Below are 26,451 nucleotides of genomic sequence, written 5' to 3' on the forward strand. Positions count from 1 at the left end.
CGCGACCACTGCCGACGCAGTTCGTACTCGGGGAGATCGCGCCATGTCGCGCACACGCTCTGTCGCCAGCTCCGCGCTGGGGGTCAACCGCCGTACCGTCCTCGCCGCCACCGCGGCCGTGTCCGTCTCCGCGGGCGTGGGCTACGCCCTGCGGCCCACCGACAGCCAGGCCGCCACGAACGACGCCACCCATGCCGCCAACGCCGCCGCCGAGGCACCCGTGGCCCAGTCCCGCAAGGCACCGGCCGCACCCCTGGCCCCGTACACCAAGGGCACCACCCTCGCCACGGTCGCCGCCCCGCGCACCCACTCCGGCTACCGCCGCCTCGGCGACGGCGCCGGCTGGAAGCGCGTCGTGCGCGCCGACCTCGCCGCCGCCAAGTCCGGGCGCGCGGGCCGCCGTACGGCACTCGCGTCGTTCGTGCAGTTCACCGACCTGCACCTGATGGACAGCCAGCACCCGCTGCGCCTGGAGTACCTGCGCTCGACCGACAAGCACGCCTGGCGCCCGCACGAGGCGCTCACCGTGCAGGGCGGGATCTCGCTGGTCGAGCGGGTCAACGCGCTGCGCGGCGCCCCGGTGACCGGCTCCCCGCTGCACTTCGTGATGACCACCGGCGACAACACGGACAACAACGCCAAGTCCGAGCTGGAATGGTTCATGAAGATCATGAGCGGCGGCCGGTTCACCCCCAACACCGGTGACCCGCGCCACTACGAGGGCGTCCAGAACAGCGGCCTCAAGCTGTACTGGCAGCCCGACTCCACCGTGCGCGACGGCGACAAGCAGCTCGGCTTCCCGCACCTGGGGGGCTTCCTGGCCGCCGCGATCCGCGAGGTCCGCAGCCCCGGCCTCAACCTGCCCTGGTACTCCACGGTCGGCAACCACGACGCGCTCCCGCTCGGCTGCTTCGGCTCGCACGCCGACCCGTACCTCACCGAACTCGCCATCGGCGGCAAGAAGTTGATGACCGCGACCGCGGCCGAGGCGAAGAAGCTCCAGAACTCCATCCGGGACGCCAAGGACCCCAAGGGCACCGGCTACCGCGACTTCCTCAAGGCCCACGCCCGCTCCGCGCGCTCGATCACCCCGGACGAGAACCGCGCCCCCTACACCTCCGCCGAGTACCTCAAGGCCCACCTGGACCCGGCCTACCAGGGCCTCGGTCCGGTCGGCCACGGCTACTCCTCCGCGAACGTCGACGCGGGCACGCAGTACTACGCGTTCCGTATCGCCGACGACGTGATCGGCATCAGCCTCGACACCACGGACGCGGGCGGTCACTACGAAGGGTCCATCGGGGCAACGCAGTTGAGGTGGCTGGACAAGACGCTCCGCGACAACAAGGACTCGTACGCGGTGATCTTCAGCCACCACACCAGCAAGACGATGGACAACACCCGCCCCGACCCGGCGCACCCCACCGAGCGCCGCTACGAGGGCTCGGCGGTCGTCTCCCTCCTCGGCAGTCACCCGAACGTGCTGGCCTGGGTCAACGGCCACATCCACCGCAACGTCATCACTCCGCACGCGGCGCCCGACGGCCGCAGCTTCTGGGAGATCTCCACCGCCTCGCACGTCGACTATCCCCAACTCGCCCGCGTCATCGAGCTGGTGGACAACAAGGACGGCACGCTCTCCCTCTTCACCACGCTCATCGAGTCCGCGGCCCCGCACCGCACCGACTTCTCCGACCTCACCCAGACCGGCCTCGCGGCCCTCTACCGCGAACTCTCCTACAACGCGCCGGGCTCCAGCACGGTCCTGGGCGGCGACGCGAAGGACCGCAACACCGAGCTGATCCTCAAGAAGGGCTGAGCCTTCAGAACGGCTGAAACACGCTCAACTGACGTGCACCGGAGCAACCTTCGCATCGCGTGGCTGTGTCCCTTCCCCCGACCGAGCCTTCGACAGGGCTCAACGAAGGGGGAAGACATGGCAGTTCGTACGGCGGTGATGGGTGCGACGGCGGTGGCGCTGTCGGTCGCACTGGCGGGACCCGCGCCGGCGGCGGAGCCCGCGGGCAAGGACCACACGGCGACACGGGAGGCACTCCGGGCGGCCGTGCAGGACGGCGTACCCGGCGTCACCGCGACGGTGAAGGACGGCGGCGCCACCTGGTCGGCGACAGCCGGTGTGGGCAACCTCCGTACCGGCAAGCCGCGTTCGGCCGACGACCGCTACCGGATCGGCAGCATCACCAAGGCCTTCGTGTCGACGGTGCTGCTCCAACTGGAGGCGGAGGGCCGCCTGTCGCTCGACGACACGGTGGAGAAGTGGCTGCCGGGCGTGGTCCGGGGCAACGGCAACGACGGCGGCAAGATCACCGTCCGCCAGCTCCTGAACCACACCAGCGGCATCTACAACTACACGCAGGACGACGACTTCGGCCGCGCGTACTTCACCAAGGACGGCTTCTTCCAGCACCGTTACGACACGAAGACCCCGGCCGAACTGGTGGCGATAGCCATGTCCCACAAGCCGGACTTCGCGCCGGGCGTGTCGTGGCACTACTCCAACACGAACTACGTCCTCGCCGGGATGGTCATCCAGCAGGTCACCGGCCACTCGTACGCGGCGGAGATCCGCGACCGCATCATCAACCCCCTGCACCTGAGAGCGACTTCACTCCCCGGCACGAAGGTGACGGTGCCGAGCCCCAGCAGCCGCGCCTACAGCAAGCTGGCGGAGGAGACGAAGGGCCCGACGTACGACGTCACGAAGCTGAACCCGTCCATCGCCTCCTCCGCGGGCGAGATGATCTCCGACTCCGCCGACCTGGACCGCTTCTACGGCGCGCTGCTCGGCGGAAAGCTCCTCCCGGCGAAGCAGCTCAAGGAGATGCAGACGACGGTACCGGCGGGCGACAGCCCCACCACGCGCTACGGCCTCGGTATCTCCGACATCAAGCTGCCCTGCGGTGTCCACCTCTGGGGCCACGACGGCGGCATCCACGGCTCGTCGTCGGTGGTGGTGGCGACGCCGGACGGCCGCCACTCGCTGGCGTTCAACTTCAACGGGGACTGGTCGGGGGACGCGGGGGCGGTGGTGGTGGGGGAGTTCTGCGGTAAGTAGGGGTTCCCTTGCATAAGCGGAACGGCGTTCCGTATGGTGTTCCGGAACGCTGTTCCGCTTATCTGTCCCCCCGAGGAGAGCCATGCACTACCGCACGCTGGGCCGCACCGGTATCAAGGTCAGCCCCTACTGCCTGGGCGCGATGATGTTCGGTGCGATCGGCAACCCCGACCACGACGACTCCGTCCGGATCATCCACAGGGCACTGGACGCGGGCATCAACTTCGTGGACACCGCCGACGCCTACTCGCGCGGCGAGTCCGAGGAGATCGTCGGCAAGGCGCTGAAGGGCCGCCGCGACAACGTCGTACTGGCCACGAAGGCACACCTCCCGATGGGTGACGACCCCAACGAGCGCGGAAATTCCAGGCGTTGGCTGGTGCGCGCACTGGAGAACTCCCTGCGCCGCCTGCAGACGGACCACGTCGACCTGTTCCAGATCCACCGTCCCGACCCGGACACTGACGTGGAGGAAACCCTCTCCGTCCTCACCGACCTGGTGCGCGCGGGCAAGGTGCGGACGGCCGGCACGTCCTCCTTCCCCGCGTCGGACATCGTCGAGGCGCAGTGGGTGGCGGAGCGACGCGGCCTGACCCGCTTCCGCACGGAGCAGCCGACGTACTCGATCCTCAACCGGGGCATCGAGCGCGAAGTGCTGCCCGTCTGTGAGCGCCACGGCATGGGCGCACTGGTCTACAGCCCCCTGGCGGGCGGCCTGCTGACCGGCCGCTACCGCAAGGACGCGCGGGCGGACACCCACCGCTCCGGCTTCGGCTTCAAGCACCTCAGCGACGAACACCGCCTGGCCACGGTCGAACAACTCGTGGCCCTCGCCGAGAAGGCGGGGTTGCCGCTGACCCACCTGGCCATGGCCTTCGCGATCGCCCACCCCGGTGTCACCTCGGCGATCATCGGCCCGCGGACGATGGCCCACCTGGACGACCTGCTCGCCGGTGCGGAGACCGTCCTGTCGGACGAACTCCTCGACCAGATAGACGAGTTGGTCCCGCCCGGCACGGACGTCGGCACCCTCGACATGGCGTACGCCCCGCCGGCCGTTCAGCGAACGGCACTGCGCAGGCGGGTACTCGGGGAACGGACGGCGGCCTGAGCAGGGCCTCCGGAGCTGCTGCCGGGAGGCCCTGCCCTTACGCTCCTGCGACCGTAGTCAGTCGTGTACGCGGAGTACCGGCGCCCTGCTGTCTTGCCACATGGATTTCTGTACAGCCATGCCTGCGAGCGACCCGTGGCCGATCGAGATCGAGATCGAGCCCGAAGCCCGGCAGTGGCTGGAGCTCCTTTCGGATGCGCAGTACGCCAACGCTGAACGAGCTGCCGACCTGCCGGCGTCACAGCCGACCACTCTCGGGGAGCCGTACTCGCGACACCTCGGTGGCAAAGTGCGGGAGCTGCGTGCCGAGGAGGAGCAGCCGTGAACCACCCCCAGTGGAAGACCCGGCGGACCCGGAAGCTTCCGGGCGAGTCCGCCGAGGAGTCCCCCGCCCATGTGGATGCCGGGTACGCGTTCGCCCCGGGACAGGCGGTGTACGACCGGAGGACTGAGCTCGGCTTGTCTCAGGGTGGCCCGGTGACATCGAGGACGCCGACGCGGACACGAGGTCCGGCTGCGGGTCGCCGTAGACGAAGAAGAGGGCTCCGCGCCGACGATCGACATGCCGGACCCGGTGCTGGAGTTTCCCGTGGGGAGCCAGACCCCCAGGAGGGAGAGCGGGCGCGGGCTTCTCGCCACCAATTGACCCCGGGATAACCAACCGGACTCGGATACGAGACGCCCAGTTCATTCAGGCGAAATGTCCGTGCCGCCTCATAACGGCTAACCCGCTGTTCACGGGGATGGCTCGATTCATACGCAAGGCGGGTGGTCGTGTGCGCGCTAGACACGAACTGCACGTGCTGTCGGTCTACGAGGGCTTCTTCTCCGGAGGAGCCCGAATCGTCCACAGCGACGTCATCATGGGTCTGGTGGAGGGCGGCCAGCATCATTCGGTGCTGAGCATCCACGGAGAAGTACACCGAGAAGCAACCCGGCAGGCCATGGAGAACGACGCCTGCTACCAGCAACTGACCGCGGCCGGTGTCGGGGTCTCCACCCTCGGTCGTAGTTTCGGCGGTGGTGAGGGGCAGATCAGCTCCGGGTTCACGGGCCCGGAGCTGGCCGACGCGGCCCGCGCCCTGGCGGACGCCGACGTCGTCCTGTCGCTCAAGGAACAGCCGCTCTCCCTGCTGAACCAGGGAGGCCTGCCGCGTCGGCCGGTCGTCGTGTGCCTGCACCGTTCGGACCCCGAACACCAGGGTGCCGCCCTCGACGAACTGAAGGCCGCCATCGCCGACGGCAAGGTCGTCGCCTGTGTCTGCTGCGCGGAGTCCACCCGCGACGCCTACCAGGCCGCCGGCATCCCGCCCGAGGTCCTCCACGTCATCCCCAATGGGGTCGATCTGCTGCGCTTTCGGCCCGACCCGGCCCGGCGGCTCGCCTTCCGCGCCTCCCTGGGGATTTTGGACACCGCTCCCGTCGTGGTGTTCGCCGCCCGCTACGCCACCATGAAGAACATCCCGCTCTTCCTCGCCGCCGCCCACGAGTGGCTGCGACGCGAACCCGCCGGCCACGTCGTCATGTGCGGCACGGGCATGACCGCCGACAACCAGCCCGCCCTCGCCGCCGACATCGACGCCGAGTTCGGGGCGGACAGAGCACAACTCACCGCGCGGCTTCATCTGCTCGGTGTGCGGCGGGACATGGAGACCGTCTACGCCGGTTCGGACGTCGTCGCGCTGACGTCGTCCTTCGGCGAGGCCGCGCCCCTCTGTCTCATCGAGGGCATGATGTGCGGGGCCGTGCCCGTCGCCACCGACATCGGCGACAGCGCGTCCATCGTCGCCGGGCACGGCATCATCACGCCCCCCGACCCGGACGCCATCGCGTCGGCCTGGACCGAGGCGGTCATCGGCCGCGCGGAGTTCGCCAAGGCCCACGCCCGCAGCCGCGAACGCTTCAGCCGTACGCGCATGATCGCCTCCTACGCCGCCCTCCTCGACGGCCTCCACACCAGTCACACCACCACCAGCGCGACCCCACCACCCCTCCCCGAACCCCTGTAGCCACAAGTGCGGCCATAAATGAGGAGGGACCACCGACCCCCCGGTGGCCCCTCCTCTCCCCTCCTGATGCCGCCCCGGTCCGTCACTACCGGGGCAGCACCACGACATACGCGGCGGGATCGCGGTCCGCCGCCGCCATCAGTGCCGTACGGACCACCGCCGCCTGCTGCTCAAGACCCTCGCGGAGCTTCCTGGGGGTGATGTGGACGACGGTGATGCCGAGCCGTTCCAGGTGCTCGCGCTTGCGGGCGTACTCCGACCACAGCGCGTCCTCGTCCTGGCGCGGGGCGCGGGTGTCCAGTTCGACCGCGACCGCCTGCTCGGGCCAGTACGCGTCCAGGCCGCCCAGGTGCGGGCCGCCGGGCAGCCGCAGGTCGACGTTCCACACCGGGTCGGGGAGGCCGTACTCGCTCACCATCCGGTAGAGGCGGTCCTCCGCGATCGCGCGGCCCTCGGCCAGCAGCGAGTCCACCGCGTCCACCACGTGCGGGCGGCTCAGCAGCTTCGCGTCGTGCAACTCCCGTACCACCGCGGCCGGTTCGCAGTGGCCGCCGCGTACCGCCTCGGTGAGCAGCCGGCGGACCGCGTTCGCGTCCGACAGCCCGGCCGCCGCGTCCGCGACGGCACGCGGCACCGGGGCGACCGGTACGCCCTTCACCTGCCGCGCGGCGGGGAGCGCCGGGGTGCGGAGGATGCGGGCGCAGCCCGTCGAGCGCAGCCGGCGCATCCGGGGGACCAGGACGTCGACGCGGTCGAGGGACGCGAGCGGTCCGGCCGAGGCGAAGCCGTACAGGGCCAGCGCGGCCAGGCCGGTGACCATCGTCTCGCCGTACGTCGGCCGGTGCGGCTCCTCCGCTCCGGGCTGGACCGGGACACCTGCCGTCCGCTCCCGCGCCGCGTACGTCAGCACCGCGTGCAGCCGCTCCTCGCCGGTGGGCGGACCGGAGTGCAGCAGGACGACGCCGGGGAGGAGCTGCTGCCAGGGGCCGCCGGGACGGCACTGCTCGTTCACCTCGGCGGCCGGGACGCCGTGTGTACGGAGCTGAGCCGTCGTCAGAACCCGGCGGTGCACCTCGGAGAGGTGGCTGAGGGGGCGGGGGGAGAGGGGGGTGTTGTGGTTCATGCAACGGGGTTTTCCGCGCCGGATCCGCTCCCTAACCGCTGTTACACGCCTGTCGACAAATCCGGACGATGCGGTACTAAAGGACAGGCGTTCGGATGCCGAGTAGGCACCGAAAACCCCTGGTCCGGATGGGATGGACCAGGGGTTACGGCTGCGATTACCTGTATTCAGTAACGGTCACGGAGAGACCAATCACAGGCCAAGGGTCAGCCCTGGGCGCCCCGGCCCCCGTTGTCCGCCTCCTGCGCCCGCAGCGCCCGCGCCAGATCGTCCCGCGCCTCCAGTACCAGCCGCCGCAGCGCGGGCGCCGCACCCTCGTGGGAGGTCAGCCACGCGTCCGTCGCGGCCAGCGTCGCCGGGCCGTCCTCGGCGGTCGGGAACGCCGGGAACAGACCCTTCACCACATCCATGGCGATCTGGATCGACCGCTCCTCCCACACCCGCTCGATCGCCGCGAAGTACTTCTCCGTGTACGGTGCCAGCAGCTCCCGCTGCGACGGCTGCACGAAGCCCGCGATCGTCGCCTCGACGAACGCGTTGGACAGCGCGTCCGACTCCACGACCTGCGCCCACGCCTGCGCCTTGACCGCCGCCGAGGGACGGGCGGCGAGACAGCGCACCTGGTGCCGCTTGCCCGACGCGGTGTCGTCCCGGGCCAGCTCGGCGGCCACCACGGACTCGTCGGCAACGCCGTGCGCGGTCAGCGGCTCCAGGAACGCCCAGCGCAGCTCCTGGTCCACCACCAGACCGTCGATCTTCTCCGTGCCGTCCAACAGGCCCTGCAACAGGGCCAGTTCCTCCGGCGCCGACGCCACCGACGCGTAGAAACGCGCCCAGGCCAACTGCTGCTCACTGCCGGCCTCGGCGTCCCGCAGATCCCGCTCCGCGATGTGCGCCAGCAGCTTCGCGCCCGTCTCACGCCACCACGGCGGCGAGTAGTTGACCAGCGCCGAGTTCGCCCACGCGTGCAGCATCTGCAGCACACCGATGTCGGTCTCCCGGCGCCCGAACTGCATCACCAGGTCGATGAAGTCGGGTGCGAGCAGCAGCGCGTCCCGCGTCATGTTCCACAGCGCCGACCAGCACAGGGCCCGCGTCATCGGGTCGGTCAGCGCCCCGAGCCGGTCCCGCAGGGTCGCCAACGACACCGCGTCGAAACGGGTCTTGGCGTATGTGAGGTCCTCGTCGTTGACCAGCACCAGCTCCGGCGCGTCCGCACCGGCCAGCTCCACTACGACCGTCCGCGCGCCGTCGACGTCCACCTCGGCCCGCTCGTACTGGACCAGCCGTCGGTCCTCCGTCCGGTAGAGGCCGACCACGACCCGGTGCGGGCGCAGCTCGGGGTGCGACTCGGCCGCCTCCTGAAGCACCGTCAGCTCGGCGATGCGGTCGCCCTCCACGTCCAGCACCACTTGCGGAGTGAGGGAGTTGACCCCGGCCGTCTGCAGCCACGCCCGCGACCACGAAGCCATGTCCCGGCCGCTCGTCTCCTCAAGGACGGACAACAGGTCACCGAGGCGTGTGTTGCCGTACGCGTTCCGCTTGAAGTAGCGGCGCGCGCCCTCCAGGAACGCGTCCTGCCCGACGTACGCCACCAACTGCTTCAGTACGGAAGCCCCCTTGGCGTACGTGATGCCGTCGAAGTTGAGCTTCGCGTCCTGGAGGTCGCGGATGTCGGCGGTGATCGGGTGCGTGGACGGGAGCTGGTCCGCGCGATACGCCCACGCCTTGCGGCGGTTGGCGAAACTGATCCAGGCGTCGGTGAAACGGGTCGCGCCGACGCTCGCGAACACCCCCATGAAGTCGGCGAAGGACTCCTTCAGCCACAGGTCGTCCCACCACTCCATGGTGACCAGGTCGCCGAACCACATGTGCGCCATCTCGTGCAGAACGACGTTGGCCCGGCTCTCGTACGACGCCCGCGTCACCTTCCCCCGGAAGATGAACTCCTCGCGGAACGTGACCAGTCCGGGGTTCTCCATCGCGCCGAGGTTGTACTCGGGCACGAACGCCTGGTCGTACTTCCCGAACGGGTACGGGTAGTCGAAGTGGTCGTGGAAGAAGTCCAGCCCCTGCTTCGTCACCAGGAACACGTCGTCGGAGTCGAAGTACGGCGCCAGACCCTTGCGGCACATCGCGCCGAGCGGGATCTCCAGCGTCGTACCGTCGTCGAAGGTACGGGAGTAGGAGTCCGTGACGTAGTGGTACGGGCCCGCGAGGAACGCCGTGATGTACGTCGAGATCGGCTTCGTCTCCGCGAACTTCCATACGCCGTCGCTCAGTTCACCGGCGCCGTTGCTCCACACCGTCCACCCCTCGGGCGCCCGCACCTCGAAGCGGAACGGCGCCTTGAGGTCCGGCTGCTCGAAGTTGGCGAAGACCCGGCGCGAGTCGGCCGGCTCGTACTGGGTGTAGAGGTAGATCTCGCCGTCCTCGGGGTCGACGAAGCGGTGCATGCCCTCGCCGGTACGGGAGTACGCGCACTGCGCGTCGACGATCAGCTCGTTCTCCGCGGCCAGGTCCTCAAGCTGGATCCGGGAGCCGTCGAAGACCTCGCCCGGATCGAGGTCCCGGCCGTTGAGCGACACGGCGGTCACACCCGGCGCGATCAGGTCCGCGAAGCTCGCCGCGCCCGGCTCGGCGCAGCGGAACCGGATCGTGGTCACGGACCGGAACGTCCGCGGCCCGTCCCCGTCACCGGCCTCGTCGCCCACCGCCGAGCGAAGGTCGAGGGACACGTCGTACCCGTCGACGGACAGCAGTGCGGCCCGCTCCCGGGCCTCGTCGCGGGACAGATTCTCACCGGGCACGGAGGCACTCCCTCGGATGGTCATCGCTGTTGGACATCGCAGTGTGGTCAGGGCCGATCCTGCCATGCGCCCCTGACCGCGGGCACCCGGGAATGAGGTGGCGAGGGGCGGTGTTGCCGTGGGAAATCGGCCGTATTCCGAGGAGCGCCATGTCTGAGACCGCCAAGACCCCCGTGGACTTCTGGTTCGACCCGCTGTGCCCCTGGGCCTGGATGACCTCCCGGTGGGTGCTCGAAGTCGAGAAGGTCCGCGACATCGAGGTCCGCTGGCACATCATGAGCCTGGCCGTGCTCAACGAGCCCAAGCTCGACGAGCTGCCCGAGGAGTACCGCGAGCTGCTCGCCACCAAGGCCTGGAAGCCGATCCGCGTGGTCACCGCCGCGTGGCAGAAGCACGGCTCGGACATCCTCGGCCCGCTCTACACCGCGCTCGGCACCCGCATCCACAACAACGGCGAAGGCCCGACCGTGGAGGCCATCGCCGGCGCGCTCGCTGAGGTCGGCCTGCCCGCCGACCTGATCGACTACGCCGACCAGGAGGACTTCGAGTTCGACGCCGAGCTGCGCGCCTCCCACAAGGAGGGCATCGACAAGGTCGGCCAGGACGTCGGCACCCCCGTCATCGCCGTCCCCGGCCCCGACGGTGAGCAGATCGCCTTCTTCGGCCCGGTCGTCACCCCCGCCCCCAAGGGCGAGGAGGCCGCACGGCTGTGGGACGGCACCGTCGCGGTCGCCTCCGTCCCCGGCTTCTACGAGATCAAGCGCTCGCGGACCAAGGGGCCGGACTTCAGCAACCTGTAAGCCGTCACTTGTCCGGCTCGGGGAAGAAGCCGCCGTCCCGCCAGTTCAGGCGCCGCTGGTAGCGCCTGCAGCCGGGGACGGCACAGCGTATGTACGCCTCGGGGGCGAAGTCCTTCTTCTCCCCGCGGACGAACGTCTTCTCCTTCTCGTCGAGGTCGCAGAACTCCCGCAGCGGGCCAGGGCCGCAGCCGGGGCACCTCTTGTGCACCATGTCGAACCTCCAGAACCTCCACACGAGACGACGCCGGCAGTCCAGCGGCCCGGCCCCGCGAGCGTAAACGCCCGCGGGGCCGGGCCGCAGCCGGTCCGCCCGCCTCCGGGCTACCGTTCCCGCCCCCGCGCCACCTTCAGCCGCGCGAGATGGTCCTCGTATCCCTTCGTGTAGTACGCCGCCCGCCCCGCATCCGGCTCGACCACCTCCGTCGGCCGCGTCCAGGCCGCCGCGTCCAGCGGAACCCCGTACCGTTCCGCCGCCGCGAGCACCGCGCCCCGCGCCCCCACCTCGCCCTCGACCACCCGCAGCGGCCGGCCCAGCACATCCGCGAGCAGCCGCATCCAGGCCGGGCTGCGCGTACCCCCGCCGCACACCGCCAGCGAACCCGTCAGGCCCGCCGCCTCCAGACAGTGCCGGGCCGCGTAACCGATGCCCTCGCAGGTCGCCCGGATCAGATCGGCGGGCGTCGACTCCAGGGAGACACCGGTCAGTTCGGCCCGGAGACGAGGCTCGACGAAGGGGGCGCGTTCGCCGGAAGGCGCGAAGTACGGCAGTACCCGTACGCCGTTCGCGCCGGGAGGTGTCGCCGCGAGCAGTGCGTCCACCTCCTCGTGCCGGACGCCCGTCGTCGACAGCACCCAGTCCAGGGCAGCCGTCCCGACCATCGCCGGCATCGCGCGCAGCCAGTGCCCGGGGCGGTCGAGAGAGATGTAGAGACCGGCCGGCTCGCCGGAGAGGTCGAGGTCGGTGGTCGCGACGAGACTGGCGAGGCAGGTGCCGACGATGAGGAGTCCGTCCCCGGGTTCCGTCACGCCCGCGCCGAGTGCGCAGGCGGGCAGGTCGTAGGGGCCGTTCGCGATGCGGGTACCAGCGGGCAGTCCCTCGGCGCGGGTCTCGGCCGTCGCTACCGGGTCGCTGACCCGGGCCAGCAGGCGTCGGTGGCGGGTCAGGCCCAGGAGTTCGACGACACCGTTGTCGTACGAACGGGTCCTGGGGTCGAGGAACGGCATCGATGCGTCCGAGACGTCGGTGGTGGGCGCTGCCCCGGTGAGTCGCTGGAAGACCATGTCCTTGCAGAACAGGGCGTGCGCCGCCGCGTCCAGCGCCTTCGGCTCGTGCGCCTCGAACCAGGCCAGCACCGGGCCCGGACACCCCGGGAACATCGCGCTGCCGGTCCGCCGGAACACCGTCTCGAAGGTTCCGTCCGCCAGCCACTGGTCGAGCAGTTCGTGCGCCCGGCCGTCCATCCAGGACACGGCCGGGCGGACGGGGCGCCCTGTTGTGTCGACCAGCCAGACGCCGTCGCCTTGGCCGGTCAGGCCGGCCAGTTCGATCGGGTCGGTTGTGTCCGCGGTGAGTTCGTCGAGTACGGCGACCACGGCGGAGTAGACCTCGTCCATGTCCTGCTCGACGTAGCCACCATGCATCGACAGCTCCACCGGGCGGGAGGCTACGGCGAGTTGACGGCCGGTGCTGTCGAAGGCGGCTGCCTTCACGGTGGATGTGCCTACGTCGATTCCGATGTACATGTGGGGGCCTCCTGGGGGTTGGAAGTGCTGGGAAGCTGGGCCGGTGTTGAGAAGGCGCCGTGCGCGCACCTCTTTTGGTTCGGTCGCCTTCGGGGCGCCTTGAGCCGGTGCCGAGAGGCCCACCGTGCTCGGCGCTGCGCGCCTCCGCGATCCCCCACTCTCGGCTTCGCCCGAGCGTGAGGGGCCCCACGGCCTCTCGACACCGGCCCGCCCCTGCGGCTGCCTCTCGGCCGGCGCGTGGGGACAGCGGGAGTTGGTGGGCCCTCAACGGAGTTGGTGTGCGAGTGAAGCCCCTCGTGCCCAGCGGCCGACCTCTTCTGCTGCTATTCGTGCCGCCTTCTCGGCGACGGAGCGGGAGGCGCCGCCCAGATGGGGGGTGAGGATCAGCCTGTCGGTGAGGCCGAACAGCCTTGATGCGGCGGGCAGTGGTTCGCGGGTGTAGGTGTCGAGGGCCGCCGCCGACACCTGGCCGTTCTCCAGGGCGTTGCACAACGCGTCCTCGTCCAGCAACGGGCCCCGCGCCACGTTCACCACCACCGCGCCGGGGCGCAGCAGTGCCAGCTCGCGGGCGCCGATCAGGCCGCGCGTCTCGGAGGTCAGGCGGGCGTGCAGGGTGATGACCTGGGAGCGGCGCAGGAGTTCGTCCAGCGTCGCGACGCGCAGTCCGTGGATCTCGCCGTGCACATAAGGGTCGTACACCATCACGCGGGCGCCGAAGGCGCAGAGGACACGGGCCACGCGGCTGCCGACCGCGCCGTAGCCGACCAGTCCGACCGGTAGATCCTCCAGCTCCAATCCGCTGTGCTCGTAGGTGTAGTAGGCGGCCCCCGCCTCCCAACTCCCTTGCCCGGCAAGGAGTTCATGGGCCTGCGGGATGCGGCGGAGCGCGGCCAGCATCATCCCGACGGTGAACTCGGCGGTCGCGGCGGCGTTGCGGCCGGGTGCGAAGCACACCCGTACGTCGTGGGTCTTCGCCGCGTCCAGGTTGACGTTGACGGGTCCGCCCCGGCACACGACGACCAACTGGAGATCGGGGCAGGCCGTGAGGACGCGTTCGGTGACCGGGCCCATCTGGGTGACCAGCACCTGGGCGCCGCCGTCGCCCCGCAGGGCCTCGATCAGTTCGTCCTCGGCGTCGCTCGCCTCCTCGACCTCGGCGACCCGCCCGAAGGGTTCCAGCGGCCAGCCGAGCTTCAACTCACGTACGGTGAAAGGGTGTTCGCGCAGTTCCTCGGCGATCGCGGAAGTGATCAGCGACGGTAGGACGAAATGGTCACCGGCGGCGACGACACGCAGTGTCTCGGTCATCGTGGGGCTCCCTCCCTCTTTGCCACGATGAACGGGGAATGCCGAATGCGTAACCCCTGTGGGAGGTCCGGATGATGTTCGACGGTGACGGCGGGGCGTGGCTGGGCATCGACCTGGGGACGCAGAGCGTCCGCGCGCTGCTGGTCACCGGCGACGGGCGCGTCCTCGGCGCCGGCACCGCCCCGCTGGCCGGACGCCGGGACGGGGTGCGGCACGAGCAGGATCCGGGGGAGTGGTGGGAGGCGGTGTGCGAGGCGTCCAGAGCCGCCTTGACGGAACAGCCGCGGCTACGGCTACGGCTCGGTGGGCTCGCGGTGTGCGGCACCTCCGGGACCGTCCTGCTGACGGACGGCGCGGGGCGCCCGCTGACGCCGGGCGTGATGTACGACGACGGGCGCGCGGTGGCGGAGGCGACGCGGGTCGGGATGCAGACGAGTTGGGCGCTGCCCAAGGCGCTGTGGTTGCTGGAGGCGTACGGCGGTGGGCGGGTCACCCATCAGCCCGATGTCATCACCGCGCGGTTGACGGGTGGCGGAACGGTTCCGACCGACTCCAGTCATGCCCTCAAGACGGGCTACGACGTGGAGCGCGAGGCCTGGCCGCCTCAACTGGCCCACTTGGGTGACGTGTTGCCGGAGGTGGTCCGTCCCGGTACTCGGCTGGGAGAGGTCTGCGGAGTCGCCGCCGAGGCGACCGGGATTCCTGTCGGTACGCCGGTCATCGCCGGGATGACGGACGGCTGCGCGGCCCAGATCGCCTCGGGGGCGCTGTACGAAGGCTCCTGGAACTCGGTGCTCGGTACCACACTGGTCCTCAAGGGGGCGTCCGCGAGCCCCGTCCGGGACAGTGCCGGGGTGGTCTACAACCACCGTGCGCCGGACGGGAGTTGGCTGCCCGGCGGGGCGTCGAGCGTGGGGGCGGGCGCGCTGCCGGCGGGGGCGGATCCGGTGGAGATGGACAGGCTGGCGGCCGAGTACGAACCCTCTGGCGCCCTTGCCTACCCCCTCACCTCGCCCGGTGAACGGTTCCCCTTTCTCGCCCCGGACGCCACCGCCTTCACGCTCGGCACCCCGGCCTCCGACGCGGACCGCTGGGCGGCGGTGCTCCAGGGCGTGGCGTTCACCGAGCGGCTGTGCCTGGACTATCTGCACCACCTCGGCGCCCCGATAGACGGGCCGCTCACCTTCACGGGCGGCGCGGCCCGCAGCGCGTACTGGAACCAGCTCCGCGCCGACATCCTCGGCCGCCCGGCCCGAGTCCCGGAACAGGTCGAACCGGCCCTGGGGATGGCGGTGTTGGCGGCACACAGTGGAACGGGCGCCGGACTGGTGGACACGGCCGACCGGATGGTCCGCATCCGTACGGTCCTCGAACCCCGTCGGTCTCGTACGGCCCGCTTCGCCGAGCCGTACGCTCGGCTGGTGGACGAACTGGAGAGCCGGGGCTGGCTGCCGGCGCCGGTCGCCACGCACACCCGCCGCCGACTGAATCAGGACACCCCTCATTCATGAGCACCACGCTTCTCCTCGCCCGTCACGGTCAGACCGACTGGCACGCCGAGAACCGCTACGCCGGCATCAGTGACGTCGCCCTGACGGACGTGGGGGTCGCCCAGGCGGAGGACCTCGGCCGGTGGGCCGCCGCGCATCCGGTCGACGCGATCTGGACGTCCCCGCTGTCCCGGGCCGTCCGGACGGCGGCCCCCGCCGCCCGCGCCCTGCGCCTCACCCCCCACACCGAACCCGCCCTGCGCGAATGCGACTTCGGGGTGGTTGAGGGCCGTACGCTGGCGGAGTTCGCGACGGAGGACCCCGGCGCGGCGGAGGCCTACCGGGCCGACCCGGTGGCGTGTCCGTTCCCGGGGTCGGAGGACCCGACGGCCGCCGCGGCGCGCGGGCTGGCCGCGCTGTGTCGTATCGCCGCCGCGCACTCCGGTGGGCGGGTCCTGGTCGTCGCCCACAACACCCTGCTGCGGCTGGTGCTGTGCCGGGCGCTGTCGATTCCGCTGAGTGAGTACCGGCGGGTGTTTCCGCGGCTGCGGAACGCGGCGGTGAGTGAACTTCGGGTGGGGGACGGGGAGTTCGCTCTGCTGTCGCTCAATGTTCCGTGTGGTGGGGAGGATTGAAGACGGCGGCCCGCGTGAAGGGTGAGAAGACGATCACGAGGCAGGACGTCTCGTGGAGTCATGCGGGCACGATCGTCTGCCGGGACCCCGCCGCCTCGTAACGCCTTGCCACGTAGAAGGCGTGCTCCCAGGCGTCGAAGACGAGGAGCGGGGTGGAGCCCTGGCCGACGTTGCCCTGGTGGTCGTAGATCTGCTCGACGATGAGGCGGCCGCTGAGCGGTTCGTGGGCGAATACGCCCCAGCCCGAACCCTGCGTGGTCGCGGCGGCCTTGGTGAGCTGGGCCTTGAATCCGGCGAAGGAGCCGAAGGACTCGGTGATGGCATCCGCGAGGCCGCCGACCCCGTCCGCGGCCAGGGGTTCGCCGCCGTCGTCGCCGGTCATGTTCTGCCAGTAGATGCTGTGCAGGATGTGGCCGGAGAGGTGGAAGGCCAGGTTCTTCTGCGGGCCGTTGACCGAGCCCCACTGCTCCTTGTCGCGCGCCTCCGCCGGCTGCTCCAGCGTGTCGTTGGCTCCCTTGACGTAGGCCGCGTGGTGCTTGTCGTGGTGCAGCTCGATGATCTCGGGTCTGATCACGGGGCGAGCGCGGAGTAGTCGTAGGGCAGGTCGGGCAGCGTATGGACGGGTATGACGGATCGATCCCCTCCGGGCCTCTGGGCTCTTACTGCAATTACTTGCAGGTGCAGGTTGGCGACAAGAAGCCCCCGCGGGTGGACCGCGGGGGCGTTTCGAGGGCGGGATCGGATCCGGCGCGGGTTCGGGTGTGTGGTTACTCCGCCACCGAGGTGTAGTGCGAGGCGTCGCCCTCGATCGAGTAGCTCTCCTTGCCCTCGATGCCGACCGGGACGTCACCGGCGACGGTCACGCGGTTGAGGCGGCGCGGCCGGCTGTCGTAGTTGTCGATGGCGTAGTGCTGGGTGATGCGGTTGTCGAACAGGACGAGCTGGTTCGGCGACCAGCGGTGGCGGAGGACGTTCTCGGGGCGGGCGACGTACGCCTGGAGGAGGTCCAGGATCTTGCGGGACTCGGCGGTCGAGAGGCCTACGATCCGTTGCGCGAAACCGCCTATGAACAGGCCGCGTTCGCCGGTCAGCGGGTGCACGCGGACGACCGGGTGGACCGTGCGGAACTTGATCGACGTGAACTGGGCGCGCTGGGCGGCCTTTTCGTCGTCGATCTCCTCGTCCGGTACGGCGTAGTCGTAGTCGTTGGTGTGCTCCGCCCACAGGGTGTCGGCGAGGGCACGGAGGGGTTCGGGCAGGTCGCGGTAGGCCGCCGCCGAACTGGCGATCAGCGTCTCGCCGCCGTACGGCGGGACCGTGATGGAGCGCAGGGTGCTGGCCTGGGGCGGGTTGAGGACGAAGGTGACGTCCGTGTGCCAGTGGTTGGCCCGGCCGCGCTCGCTGTCGACCGGCAGCACGTTCGGGGCGCCGTCGACCGCCGGCACGGTGGGGTGGGCGGTGGTGAGGTCGCCGAAGTGGCGGGCGAAGGCCTCCTGTCCCTCGTCGTCGAGGTGCACGTCGTCGAAGACCAGCGCCTTGTGGACGTTGAGGGCCTCGCGGATCGCCGCGACCTGCTCGGCGTCGAGCGGCTTGTTGATGTCGACGCCGGAGACGTGGGCGCCGATGTGCGCGGTGACCTTCTGGATCTCGATGGACATGGTGAAGTCCCTTCAGACAAAGGCGGGTTGGGTGTACTGGTTGGCCGGGCGGGGGAGGCCGTAGCGCTCCCGGAGGGTGGTGCGGGGGCCGTACTCGGTGCGGAGCAGGCCGCGGGAGCGGAGGAGCGGGACGACGTGGTCGACGAAGGCGTCGAGGCCGGAGGGAAGGACGGCCGGCATGATGTTGAAGCCGTCGGCGGCGCCTCGTGTGAACCAGGTCCCGATCGCGTCGGCGACCTGTTCGGGTGTGCCCGCGAAGGTGAGGTCCCCGCGTCCGCCGCCGAGCCGGCCGACCAGTTGCCGTACGGTCAGCCGGTCGCGGCGGGCGAGTTCGACGACCAGGGTGTAGCGGCTCTTGGCGCCCTCGATGGCATCCTCGGGCGGGAGATCGGCGGGGAGTTGGGCGTCCAACTCCAAGGTGCCGGGCGGTAGTTGGAGCAGGTGTTCCAGGCGGTCCACTCCGTGCGTGTACACGATGTGGTCCTCCAGGAGGCGTTCGTTCGCACGGGCCTCCGCCTCCGTCGAGCCCAGGACCGGGACGATGCCGGGCAGCACCTTGATGTGCTCCGGGTCCCTACCGGCCGCCGCCGTACGGGACTTGAGGTCCGCGTAGAACGCCTGCGCGTCGCCGAGGGTCTGCTGCGCGGTGAACACCGCCTCCGCGTAACGGGCCGCGAACGCCTTGCCGTCCTCGCTCGAACCCGCCTGCACGAGGAGGGGGTAACCCTGGGGCGAGCGGGGGACGTTGAGGGCGCCCTCGACGCTGAAGTACGTCCCCTGGTGGCGTGGCGGATGGATCTTCGCGTCGTCGCCCCACACACCGGCCGCCTTGTCGGCGACGATCGCGTCGTCCTCCCAGCTGTCCCAGAGTTTCAGCGCCACATCGAGGAACTCGGCGGCGCGTGCGTACCGTTCGGCGTGCGCGGGCTCGTGGTCGAGTCCGAAGTTGCGGGCTGCCTCGGCGCCGGCCGTGGTGACGATGTTCCAGCCGGCCCGGCCGCCGCTGATGATGTCGAGCGAGGCGAACTTGCGGGCCAGGTTGTAGGGGGAGTTGTAGGACGTGGACGCGGTGGCGATCAGACCGATGTGCTCGGTGGCCGTCGCGAGTGCGGTGAGCAGGGTGAGCGGTTCCAGTGCTCCGGCCGGGCGTTGGGCCAGGTTGCTCCACAACTGCGGTCCGTCGGCCAGGAAGAGCGAGTCGAAGGTGCCGCGTTCGGCGATCCGGGCGAGGTGTACGTAGTGGTCCAGCTCCACGTGGGCGTAGGGGTCGCTCTCGGGGAGGCGCCAGGAGGCCTCGTGATGGCCGGTGTTCATGAGGAAGGCGTTGAGGTGAAGTTGGCGGGGCATGCCAGGTTCCTTAGGTGGGAGTTCCGGGTGCGTATGTCCAGCCCGTCCGGCGTTTGAGGACGAGGCCCCTTCAGGGCCGATGGGGGTCCGGGGGCGCAGCCCCCAGGCGGGGCGCGCAGCCGACGGTCACCGCGAGTCCGACGTCACGCCGAGCGCCGCCAGCAACCGCTCCCGGTACTCCCCACGCGGCACCTCGGGGTCGATGGCCAGGTCGAGTCCGATCCGCCCCTCCTCCAGCACCAGCACGCGGTCCGCGAGGACGATCGCCTCGTCCACGTCATGCGTGACCAGCAGCACCGAGGGACGGTGCCGCTCCCACAGCTCGCGCAGCAGCACGTGCATCCGGATCCGCGTCAACGCGTCCAGCGCGCCGAACGGCTCGTCGGCGAGCAGCAGTTCAGGCTCACGCACCAGCGACCGGGCAAGCGCCGCCCGCTGTGCCTCACCGCCGGACAGTTCGTTGGGCCAGGCATGCTCACGGCCCTTCAATCCGACCTCGGCGAGCGCCTCGCGCCCCTTCTCGGCGGCCTCCTTGCCGTCCGTGCCCAGCAGCACGTTGTCGAGCACCCGGCGCCAGGGCAGCAGCCGGGAGTCCTGGAAGACCACCGACACCCGCTCGGGGGCGGTGAGTCGGCCGCTGCCGACGACCTCGTGGTCGAGCCCCGCGATGGCCCGCAGCAGTGTGCTCTTGCCGGAGCCGCTGTGCCCGAGCAGGGCGGTGAACTGTCCGGCGGGCAGATCGAGGTCGATGTCGTCGAGGACCGTACGGCCGTCGAACGACCTTGTCAGGCCCCGGAGTCGGACGTTGGGCGTGGTGGTCAGCTGCTGAGTGTGCGGCGCCATGACAGCACCCTCCGTTCGACGAGACGGACCGCGCTGTCGGAGACCAGGCCGAACACGCCGTAGATCAGCAGGCCGACCAGGATGACGTCCGACTGGCCGTAGTTCTGGGCCTGGAACATCATGTAACCGAGGCCGCTGGTGGCGTTGATCTGCTCCAGGACCACCAGGCTCAGCCAGGAGCCGGTCACCCCGAGGCGCAGGCCGACGAAGAAGCCGGGCAGGGCGCCGGGGATGACGATCTGGCGGATGAACTGGAGCCTCGACAGGCCCTGGACCTCGGCGAGTTCGACATAACGGTGGTCGATGCCGGACAGCGCGGCGTGCAGGTTGAGGTAGATCGGGATGTAGACGACGATCGCGATGATGGCGATCTTGAAGGTCTCGCCGATGCCCAGCCAGAGGATGAACAGCGGGATGAGGCCGAGGGTGGGGATGGCCCGGTTGAGCTGCACGGTCCCGTCGATCAGGGCCTCGCCGACCCGGCTGAGTCCGGCGGCCAGGGCGAGGACGACGCCGGCGGTGAGGCCGAGGGCGAAGCCGTAGGCGGCGCGTTCGAGGGAGGTCAGTACGTCGGTGGGGAGCGTGCCGTCCGTCCACAGGCGGCCGGCCGTCTTCAGCACGGTCCAGGGTGCGGGGATCGCGGCCGGGTCCAGCTGTCCGGCGGCGGAGGCGGCGGCCCACAGGGCGAAGAACAGCGCGGGACCGATGATCCGGGAGGCGGGCAGGCGTTTGCCGGGGGCGAGGCCGCGGCGCCGCCCGCGCCGCCGTACGGCCGGCTTCTCCTCGACAGCCGCCACCGGCACGGTGGTTGTCGTGGTCGTCATGGCCGTCACTTCCGGTACTCCGCCGGGACGGCCTTCGCCGCGATGGACTCGAAGCGCCGGTCGAAGAGCGAGTCCACCTTGAACTCCTTCACGAAGCCGCCCTCCGCCAGCAGATCGGCGGTCTCCTGCTCCCACTTGATGGCCTCGTCCCAACTGGGCGGGAACAAGGGCTTGTTGGCGAGTGCGGTGACCGACTCGGCCTGTGTGAGGGTCAGGTTCTGCGTCTTGACGTAGAACTCCTCGTTCCAGGTGTCCGGGTTCTCGTACTGCCAGACCTGGCCCCGCGCCCACTGCGGGATGTACGCGGCGATCGCTGCGGCCTTCGCGGCGTCGGCCAGCACTGCGGTCGGCGCCCACAGAAGGCTGAGCAGGTCCACGACGCCGGTGGTGATCGCGTGGGCGCCCTTCGCCTCGTACTGCTTGAGGTACGCCGGTGCCTGGCTGTTGGCGAGCGGGGCGATGTCGACCTGGCCCGACTGCAGGGCCGTGAAGAACTGGTTGCTGGTCAGCGGGACCAGCTTCACCTCGTCGTACTTCAGACCCGCTTCCTTCAACGCCCGCAGAAGCACGACGCCTTGGGCCTGGCCCTGGGAGAACGCGAGTTTCTTGCCCTTGAAGTCGGCGACCGAGCGGATGTCGCTGCCGGGCTTGGTGGCGAAGAGGTAGTTGGGCTTGCGGGTGATGTCGATCGCGACGATCTTCGCGTCGAAGCCCTGGTAGTGCGCCTGGATCGGCGGTATGCCCGCGTTGTTGGCCAGGTCCAGGGACTTGGCGCGGAACGCGTTGATGACATCGGGACCGGCCCCGATGTCCACCCAACTCGACACGGTGAACGGCAACTTGGGCAACTTCGCCAGCTTGAACTGGAGTTGCTGGGTGTTGAGATACGAGGAGATCTTCAGGCTGGTGCCGGACGGCACCTTCTCGGCGAGCGGGGCGGACAGGCCCGCCCCCGACTTCGAGGCCGCGGCACTGCTCGTGGCGCAGCCGCTGAGGCCGGCGATGCCCGCGGCGGCGCCGAGCACGGAGGTGAGGAAGAGCCGCCGGTCGAGGCCGGGCGCACGGGAACTGGGCATGGGAGGGCTCCCTGATTCATCGGATGAGAAGTCTGACGAAAAGTCTGCGGAATGCAGGCGGAACTCCGGGCAGCGGAAAGTCCGGGAAGGAAATTCAGGCAGGATGAGGCCGGCGCTCGGGGCGCTTCAGCGGGTCAGCAACAAGAGGTGCGACAACTCATCGGCAGGCTCATGAGCAGGATGTTCCCGATCATGCGTGCCCCCTGTCAATATTCCGAGTTTCTGAATTAAATACGCCCCGGTGAAACGCTCGGTGACACGCTCAGCGGATCCCGGAACAGCACGTCCAGCATCACCGAACCGCCTGCCACGGCCAGCACGGAATCCGGGAAACTCGTCGGCACGACAGTCGACGCCCGCGCGTCACCGACCTCCTCGCGCAGCGCGCGCAGGCAGTCCTCCCGGTGGATGACGCCGAGTTCGGTGACGACCACCGTCTCCGGGTTGAGGATGTCGAGCAGCAGCCCGGCAGCCCGCCCGGCCATCCGCGCCCGTTGCGTCAACAGCCGTACGGCGACCGGGTTCCCGCGCTCGGCCGCGGCCACGACGTGGGTCGGGTTGACCCCGTCGACGATTCCGGCCTCCCGGGCCCGTCGGCACAACGTCTGTTCGCTCAGCTCCACTTGGAGGCAGCCGACCCGGCCGCAGTCGCACGGCTCGGTCCCGCCGCGCAGGGGCAGATGGGCGATCGCGCCGGCCTGCGAGCGGGGACCGTGGTGCACCTCGTCGTTGGTGGCGAAGGCCGCGTCGACCACATTGCCGACGAAGAGATGCAGCACGCTGCGGCTGCCCCGCGCGGCCCGTCCGAACAGCCGCTCCCCGTTGACCAACGCGCGGGCATGGCCGTCCACATGGACCGGGAGCTCGGTGCGGGTGCCGAGGATCTCGCGCACCGGCACCTCCCGCCAGCCGAGCAGGGGGTGGTCGACGATGGTCCCGGAGTCCCGGTCGACCCAGCCGCCGGCGGCGACCCCGACACCCAGCGGGATGGTCCCGGCCGCCTCCGCGAGCAGCGCGTCCAGCCCCTCGGCGGCCCGCGCCAGCACACGGGAGGGATCGGTGGTGTCGTGGCCGAGGCACCGCTCGGCGACCACCCGCCCCCGCAGATCGAGCAGAGCCACCGTCGTATAGGGCACGGCCACATGGACTCCGCCCACGATGAATTGCGAGTCGTCCAGGTCGACGGGTACATGGGGCCGGCCCACACCTCCCGATCGCTCGGGTGTGGCCGACTCATGGATCAGGCCGAGTCCCGCGAAGCGGGCGCAGTAGTCGGTCACCGACGCGGGGGACAGCCCGGTCAGCCGGGCGATGGTGGAGCGGGCCACCGGCCCGTGCTCCAGCACGGACCGCAGGATGACACTCGCGTTGGTGCGCCGCCGGTCACTGTCGGCGGCGCGGGGTACGGGGGAGCGTAGAAGAGGTGCCGCGTTACGGGGCATGGGGATCTTCCTCGGGAACGGGTCCGACAGTGCGCCGTGTGGATTTCGAGGCGCACCGGATCCGCTCCGCCCGCCTCAGGGGCGGTAACAGGTCGCTGCGGCCTGGCGTCGCAGGTCGACATAGCGACGCGACGCGAAGTTCCGGGCCTGGGCAACCATGCGGTCGAAGCTAGCAAAACGGTGCACCGCTGCCCAGACGGTGACCGGTGTGCGAGACGGCACGGGGTGCGCGTGACGGGCATCACGCCCGAGCGCGTGTAACAGGCATCCTTTGTCCGGAGCCCACCAAGTCCGCGCCGAAGCCTTTGTCGAGCGCTGACGGTGATCGGCCGAACGGCCCTGGGATAGCGTCACTGAGTCCCCCTGTACCCCCGTCAACCTGCGGAGTTCCCCTTGAGTACCGCCGTCGCCACCGCCCGCCCCGGACAGGTCCTCGCCGATCTGCTGCCCGCCTCCCGCGTCCGGGACATCGCCCTCGTGCTCGGCGGCGCCGCGCTCACCGGCCTCGCCGCCCAGCTCTCCGTGCCCGTCCCGGGCTCCCCGGTCCCGGTCACCGGCCAGACCTTCGCCGCGCTGCTCGTCGGCACCTCCCTCGGCGCCGGCCGCGGCTTCCTCTCGCTCGCGCTGTACGCGCTGCTCGGCCTGGCCGGCGTGCCGTGGTTCGCCGGCGGCACCCACGGCAGCGGTGCCTCCTTCGGCTACATCGTCGGCATGCTGCTCGCCTCCGCCGCCGTGGGCGCCCTGGCCCGCCGTGGCGCCGACCGCTCGGTCCTGCGCATGGCGGGCACGATGATCCTGGGCGAGGCGATCATCTACGCCGTCGGCGTTCCGTACCTCGCGGTGAGCCTCGGCCTGTCGGCGAGCGCCGCGATCGCCGCCGGCCTCACCCCCTTCCTCCTCGGCGACGCCCTGAAGGCGGCCCTGGCGATGGGCGCGACTCCGGCCGCGTGGAAGTTCGTCAACAAGCAGCGGTAGGGCCATAGTTCCTGCGGAAGAGGTTCGCCGGGTCGTACGCCGACTTCAACGCGGCGAGCCTCTTCCGCGTCTCCACGTCGTACAGCCCCTCGGTCCGGTCACCGGCCCCGAACGCGAAGTTGACCGCCCTGCCGAGCGTCACGGGCCCGAGCAGCGCGAAGGCCGGGTCGAGCCGGGCCCGCGCGCTCGCACGGTCGCCGACCGCCAACAGCCGTACCAGGAAACGTCCTTCGCGGTACGGCACCGAGTTCGGCGCGGACTTCGCGAGGGCCCCGCCGAGATGGTTGACCTGGACGACGCACATACCTGGCGCGTCCGGCCCGACGAGGGCCAGCACCTCGCCCACCCGCGCGACATCCAATTCGCCGAGCACCGCGCTGTCGCCGTAGTACGCGTGCGGCTCGGGCGGATCGCTGTGGATCGTGTGGCTCTCGGCATACGGCATCTCCCGCAGCGAGTCCGCGAGCAGCGGCCCCGACTTCCGCAGCGGGGCGACGACTTGCTCGCCGTCGGCCCCCGTGTACGCGACCCGCACGGAGACGACGTACCGTCCGCGCAGCTGCGGCGGCAGCGCCGGGATGTCCGGGTACGGTACAGCGGCGAAGGACGAGGTCAGCCCGTCCGGCACGGTCCGCGTCCACTCCTCGTACGCCCGCAGCAGGCCCGTGGGATCCACCTCCCGCCCGTCGAAGGCGAGCGAACCGCCGTAGAGCGTCCGCACGGGGACGAGGCCGATCTCCAGCTCCGTGACGACACCGAAGGCATGCCCGGCGCCGAGCAGCGCCCAGTACAGCTCGGGCTCCGCCTCCCGTGTCACCTGCCGCAGTCGCCCGTCGGCGGTGACGACGTCGAGTGAGCGCACATGGTCGGCCGCGTACCCGAACTCCCTTGCCAGGATGCCGAGTCCACCGCTCAGCGTGTACGACACGGCCCCCACACCCGGCGACGACCCGTTCAGCGGGGCCAGGCCGTACGGCTCCGCAGCCGCGACCACCTGCGCCCATCGCACGCCCGCCTGGACCCGGACGGTCCGCGCTTCCGGATCGACCCGTACGCCGTCCATCCGCCGCGTAGTGATCAGCACCCCGCCCTCCGATCCACCCGGCAGCCCGTGCCCGGTGGCCTGCACCCCGACCGGCAGCTCCGCGCCGGCCGCGTACCGTACGGCGGCGATCACGTCGTCGGCCGAGGCCGCGCCGTGGACCACGGCGGGGCGCTGGGCGAACCCGGTCTGGAAACCGGTGAGTTCGTCGTCGTATCCGGGGTCGGTGGGGCGGAGGGTGAGGGGCTGCGGGTGCTGGCTCATACGGTCATGCTGGCCCCATAACCTGACATGTGCCGTCAGGCTTTCCGGATGAGGGCGGGAGCAACAGGAAGGGCCAGGTGCTCCCGCGACCCGGCCCCCCTTGTCCGAGCTCCGCTCAGCCCCGCAGGGTCTGCCGCCCCGGCGGTCGCTGGGACCAGTACAGGCCCGCCGCGCCCGCCGCGATCAGTGCCGCACCGGCCGCGCCCAGCGGCAGTACGTCACTGCCGACGCCGGTCTTGGGCAGGGTGTCGCCGCCCGGTGCCACCGGCTTGTTGTCGGTGCCGAGCAGCAGCGGGGTGGCCGGGGCGTTCGGCGACGGGTTCGTCGTACCGAACGGGACCGGGCCCTGCTGCCAGAACGTCTTCTTGCCGTCGGCGGACATCACCGGCAGACAGATCTTCCCGGCCTTGCTCAGGTCGTACGTCGCGTCGACCGCGTACGACTTCGACTTCCCGGCGGCAAGCGTGCCGACGGGGCACGTGAATCCGCTGTTCGAACCGGGCGGCAGATCCTTTTCGGCGATCGCCGAACAACCCTGCACACCATTGACCTTGAGGCCGTCGAAACCGACCACCAGGAGATTGATCTCGCCGCTCTCCTTGGTCCCCTCGTTCTTCACCGTGGCGGTGATGGCCGTCCTTTTCGAACTGTTGTCGACAGAAATCCTCTCCGGCAGGAGCGTGGTCAGTTTCACACCCGCCGGTGCCGCGTCCATCGCCTTTCCGCCTTTGCTGCTTCCCGGTCCCCGGTCGTCCGCCGAGGCGGTGAAGGAAAGGATCATCACGGCCGAGAAAGATGCCGTGAGCAGCGATCCTGTGATGGCCGTCGCGATGGTCGTCGCGCGACGAGAACTCATGTTCGTCCCCCTTGTGTTC

General features: G+C 70.3%; 22 protein-coding genes and 1 pseudogene. 9 read left to right on the forward strand and 14 right to left on the reverse strand.

The window, feature by feature from the left end; translation table 11 throughout:
- Positions 1–43 precede the first annotated feature (43 nt).
- The 5 genes from AB0I51_RS01230 (at position 44) to AB0I51_RS01250 (ending at position 6,196) form a co-directional block, all read left to right on the forward strand.
- Complete coding sequence (locus AB0I51_RS01230) at positions 44–1,819, forward strand: TIGR03767 family metallophosphoesterase (protein ID WP_362970147.1); 1,776 nt, start codon at positions 44–46, stop codon at positions 1,817–1,819.
- A 117-nt stretch (positions 1,820–1,936) separates the two neighbouring features.
- On the forward strand, positions 1,937–3,076 hold the full coding sequence (locus tag AB0I51_RS01235) for a serine hydrolase domain-containing protein (protein WP_362970149.1): 1,140 nt from the start codon (positions 1,937–1,939) through the stop codon (positions 3,074–3,076).
- A gap of 82 nt (positions 3,077–3,158) precedes the next feature.
- Complete coding sequence (locus tag AB0I51_RS01240) at positions 3,159–4,187, forward strand: aldo/keto reductase (RefSeq protein ID WP_362970151.1); 1,029 nt, start codon at positions 3,159–3,161, stop codon at positions 4,185–4,187.
- Positions 4,188–4,305: 118 nt separating this feature from the next.
- Positions 4,306–4,512 carry a hypothetical protein gene (locus AB0I51_RS01245; RefSeq protein WP_362970153.1) on the forward strand — a complete coding sequence of 69 codons (207 nt, stop codon included), beginning with the start codon at positions 4,306–4,308 and terminating at the stop codon, positions 4,510–4,512.
- Positions 4,513–4,987: 475 nt separating this feature from the next.
- Complete coding sequence (locus AB0I51_RS01250) at positions 4,988–6,196, forward strand: glycosyltransferase (protein ID WP_362971107.1); 1,209 nt, start codon at positions 4,988–4,990, stop codon at positions 6,194–6,196.
- 85 nt (positions 6,197–6,281) lie between these two features.
- Here AB0I51_RS01250 and AB0I51_RS01255 read toward each other — a convergent pair whose 3' ends face one another.
- Positions 6,282–7,319, reverse strand: a complete 1,038-nt coding sequence (locus tag AB0I51_RS01255) for a hypothetical protein (RefSeq protein WP_362970155.1) — start codon at positions 7,317–7,319, stop codon at positions 6,282–6,284.
- Positions 7,320–7,525: 206 nt separating this feature from the next.
- Positions 7,526–10,129 carry an aminopeptidase N gene (gene pepN, locus AB0I51_RS01260; protein WP_362970157.1) on the reverse strand — a complete coding sequence of 868 codons (2,604 nt, stop codon included), beginning with the start codon at positions 10,127–10,129 and terminating at the stop codon, positions 7,526–7,528.
- A gap of 149 nt (positions 10,130–10,278) precedes the next feature.
- Between pepN and AB0I51_RS01265 the strand changes: the two genes are divergently transcribed.
- A complete protein-coding gene (locus tag AB0I51_RS01265) occupies positions 10,279–10,929 on the forward strand; it encodes a DsbA family protein (protein ID WP_362970159.1) in 651 nt (216 codons plus the stop codon).
- A gap of 4 nt (positions 10,930–10,933) precedes the next feature.
- On the opposite strand, the gene AB0I51_RS01270 is transcribed toward AB0I51_RS01265, so the two are convergent.
- From AB0I51_RS01270 to AB0I51_RS01280, 3 genes are all read right to left on the reverse strand, one after another.
- Positions 10,934–11,140, reverse strand: coding sequence for a hypothetical protein (locus AB0I51_RS01270; RefSeq protein ID WP_362970161.1), 207 nt, complete (start codon positions 11,138–11,140; stop codon positions 10,934–10,936).
- 110 nt (positions 11,141–11,250) lie between these two features.
- Positions 11,251–12,672, reverse strand: coding sequence for an FGGY-family carbohydrate kinase (locus tag AB0I51_RS01275; protein ID WP_362970163.1), 1,422 nt, complete (start codon positions 12,670–12,672; stop codon positions 11,251–11,253).
- Positions 12,673–12,936: 264 nt separating this feature from the next.
- On the reverse strand, positions 12,937–13,980 hold the full coding sequence (locus tag AB0I51_RS01280) for a 2-hydroxyacid dehydrogenase (protein ID WP_362970164.1): 1,044 nt from the start codon (positions 13,978–13,980) through the stop codon (positions 12,937–12,939).
- A 71-nt stretch (positions 13,981–14,051) separates the two neighbouring features.
- On the opposite strand from AB0I51_RS01280, the gene AB0I51_RS01285 reads away from it, so the two are divergent.
- Both AB0I51_RS01285 and AB0I51_RS01290 read left to right on the forward strand, forming a co-directional pair.
- Complete coding sequence (locus AB0I51_RS01285) at positions 14,052–15,491, forward strand: FGGY-family carbohydrate kinase (RefSeq protein ID WP_362970166.1); 1,440 nt, start codon at positions 14,052–14,054, stop codon at positions 15,489–15,491.
- On the forward strand, positions 15,488–16,105 hold the full coding sequence (locus AB0I51_RS01290; RefSeq protein WP_362970168.1) for a histidine phosphatase family protein: 618 nt from the start codon (positions 15,488–15,490) through the stop codon (positions 16,103–16,105). Before AB0I51_RS01285 ends, AB0I51_RS01290 begins: the two co-directional genes overlap by 4 nt.
- 58 nt (positions 16,106–16,163) lie before the next feature.
- On the opposite strand, the pseudogene AB0I51_RS01295 reads toward AB0I51_RS01290, so the two are convergent.
- The 7 genes and pseudogenes from AB0I51_RS01295 to AB0I51_RS01325 all read right to left on the reverse strand — a co-directional run bounded on the left by AB0I51_RS01295 (position 16,164) and on the right by AB0I51_RS01325 (position 23,295).
- A pseudogene (locus AB0I51_RS01295) lies at positions 16,164–16,732 on the reverse strand (superoxide dismutase).
- A gap of 140 nt (positions 16,733–16,872) precedes the next feature.
- Complete coding sequence (locus AB0I51_RS01300) at positions 16,873–17,763, reverse strand: TauD/TfdA family dioxygenase (RefSeq protein WP_362970170.1); 891 nt, start codon at positions 17,761–17,763, stop codon at positions 16,873–16,875.
- Positions 17,764–17,775: 12 nt separating this feature from the next.
- Positions 17,776–19,110: an LLM class flavin-dependent oxidoreductase gene (locus tag AB0I51_RS01305; RefSeq protein ID WP_362970172.1), complete on the reverse strand. Its 1,335-nt coding sequence runs from the start codon at positions 19,108–19,110 to the stop codon at positions 17,776–17,778.
- Positions 19,111–19,236: 126 nt separating this feature from the next.
- On the reverse strand, positions 19,237–19,953 hold the full coding sequence (locus AB0I51_RS01310; protein ID WP_362970174.1) for an ABC transporter ATP-binding protein: 717 nt from the start codon (positions 19,951–19,953) through the stop codon (positions 19,237–19,239).
- Positions 19,929–20,777 carry an ABC transporter permease gene (locus AB0I51_RS01315; RefSeq protein ID WP_362970176.1) on the reverse strand — a complete coding sequence of 283 codons (849 nt, stop codon included), beginning with the start codon at positions 20,775–20,777 and terminating at the stop codon, positions 19,929–19,931. The genes AB0I51_RS01310 and AB0I51_RS01315 overlap by 25 nt, the downstream gene beginning before the upstream one ends.
- Positions 20,778–20,782: 5 nt before the next feature.
- A complete protein-coding gene (locus tag AB0I51_RS01320) occupies positions 20,783–21,853 on the reverse strand; it encodes an ABC transporter substrate-binding protein (RefSeq protein WP_362970177.1) in 1,071 nt (356 codons plus the stop codon).
- A gap of 227 nt (positions 21,854–22,080) precedes the next feature.
- Positions 22,081–23,295, reverse strand: a complete 1,215-nt coding sequence (locus AB0I51_RS01325) for an ROK family protein (protein ID WP_362970179.1) — start codon at positions 23,293–23,295, stop codon at positions 22,081–22,083.
- Positions 23,296–23,688: 393 nt separating this feature from the next.
- On the opposite strand from AB0I51_RS01325, the gene AB0I51_RS01330 reads away from it, so the two are divergent.
- Positions 23,689–24,270: a biotin transporter BioY gene (locus tag AB0I51_RS01330; RefSeq protein ID WP_362970181.1), complete on the forward strand. Its 582-nt coding sequence runs from the start codon at positions 23,689–23,691 to the stop codon at positions 24,268–24,270.
- On the opposite strand, the gene AB0I51_RS01335 is transcribed toward AB0I51_RS01330, so the two are convergent.
- Both AB0I51_RS01335 and AB0I51_RS01340 read right to left on the reverse strand, forming a co-directional pair.
- Positions 24,254–25,576, reverse strand: a complete 1,323-nt coding sequence (locus AB0I51_RS01335; protein ID WP_362970183.1) for an FAD-binding oxidoreductase — start codon at positions 25,574–25,576, stop codon at positions 24,254–24,256. The two genes, AB0I51_RS01330 and AB0I51_RS01335, sit on opposite strands and share 17 nt — an antisense overlap.
- A gap of 115 nt (positions 25,577–25,691) precedes the next feature.
- Positions 25,692–26,432 carry an LPXTG cell wall anchor domain-containing protein gene (locus AB0I51_RS01340; RefSeq protein WP_362970185.1) on the reverse strand — a complete coding sequence of 247 codons (741 nt, stop codon included), beginning with the start codon at positions 26,430–26,432 and terminating at the stop codon, positions 25,692–25,694.
- Positions 26,433–26,451: the final 19 nt, after the last annotated feature.

The organism is Streptomyces sp. NPDC050549, assembly GCF_040655035.1.
Taxonomy (GTDB): domain Bacteria; phylum Actinomycetota; class Actinomycetes; order Streptomycetales; family Streptomycetaceae; genus Streptomyces.

Coding starts and splice junctions, on each gene's coding strand:
- AB0I51_RS01300 (WP_362970170.1), bottom strand. CDS start 17,763: ATGTCCATCGAGATCCAGAAGGTCACCGCGCACATCGGCGCCCACGTC.
- AB0I51_RS01280 (WP_362970164.1), bottom strand. CDS start 13,980: ATGACCGAGACACTGCGTGTCGTCGCCGCCGGTGACCATTTCGTCCTA.
- AB0I51_RS01340 (WP_362970185.1), bottom strand. CDS start 26,432: ATGAGTTCTCGTCGCGCGACGACCATCGCGACGGCCATCACAGGATCG.
- AB0I51_RS01325 (WP_362970179.1), bottom strand. CDS start 23,295: ATGCCCCGTAACGCGGCACCTCTTCTACGCTCCCCCGTACCCCGCGCC.
- AB0I51_RS01310 (WP_362970174.1), bottom strand. CDS start 19,953: ATGGCGCCGCACACTCAGCAGCTGACCACCACGCCCAACGTCCGACTC.
- AB0I51_RS01270 (WP_362970161.1), bottom strand. CDS start 11,140: ATGGTGCACAAGAGGTGCCCCGGCTGCGGCCCTGGCCCGCTGCGGGAG.
- AB0I51_RS01245 (WP_362970153.1), top strand. CDS start 4,306: ATGCCTGCGAGCGACCCGTGGCCGATCGAGATCGAGATCGAGCCCGAA.
- AB0I51_RS01320 (WP_362970177.1), bottom strand. CDS start 21,853: ATGCCCAGTTCCCGTGCGCCCGGCCTCGACCGGCGGCTCTTCCTCACC.
- AB0I51_RS01285 (WP_362970166.1), top strand. CDS start 14,052: ATGATGTTCGACGGTGACGGCGGGGCGTGGCTGGGCATCGACCTGGGG.
- AB0I51_RS01265 (WP_362970159.1), top strand. CDS start 10,279: ATGTCTGAGACCGCCAAGACCCCCGTGGACTTCTGGTTCGACCCGCTG.
- AB0I51_RS01230 (WP_362970147.1), top strand. CDS start 44: ATGTCGCGCACACGCTCTGTCGCCAGCTCCGCGCTGGGGGTCAACCGC.
- AB0I51_RS01315 (WP_362970176.1), bottom strand. CDS start 20,777: ATGACGACCACGACAACCACCGTGCCGGTGGCGGCTGTCGAGGAGAAG.
- AB0I51_RS01235 (WP_362970149.1), top strand. CDS start 1,937: ATGGCAGTTCGTACGGCGGTGATGGGTGCGACGGCGGTGGCGCTGTCG.
- AB0I51_RS01240 (WP_362970151.1), top strand. CDS start 3,159: ATGCACTACCGCACGCTGGGCCGCACCGGTATCAAGGTCAGCCCCTAC.
- AB0I51_RS01305 (WP_362970172.1), bottom strand. CDS start 19,110: ATGCCCCGCCAACTTCACCTCAACGCCTTCCTCATGAACACCGGCCAT.
- AB0I51_RS01275 (WP_362970163.1), bottom strand. CDS start 12,672: ATGTACATCGGAATCGACGTAGGCACATCCACCGTGAAGGCAGCCGCC.
- AB0I51_RS01335 (WP_362970183.1), bottom strand. CDS start 25,576: ATGAGCCAGCACCCGCAGCCCCTCACCCTCCGCCCCACCGACCCCGGA.
- AB0I51_RS01290 (WP_362970168.1), top strand. CDS start 15,488: ATGAGCACCACGCTTCTCCTCGCCCGTCACGGTCAGACCGACTGGCAC.
- AB0I51_RS01255 (WP_362970155.1), bottom strand. CDS start 7,319: ATGAACCACAACACCCCCCTCTCCCCCCGCCCCCTCAGCCACCTCTCC.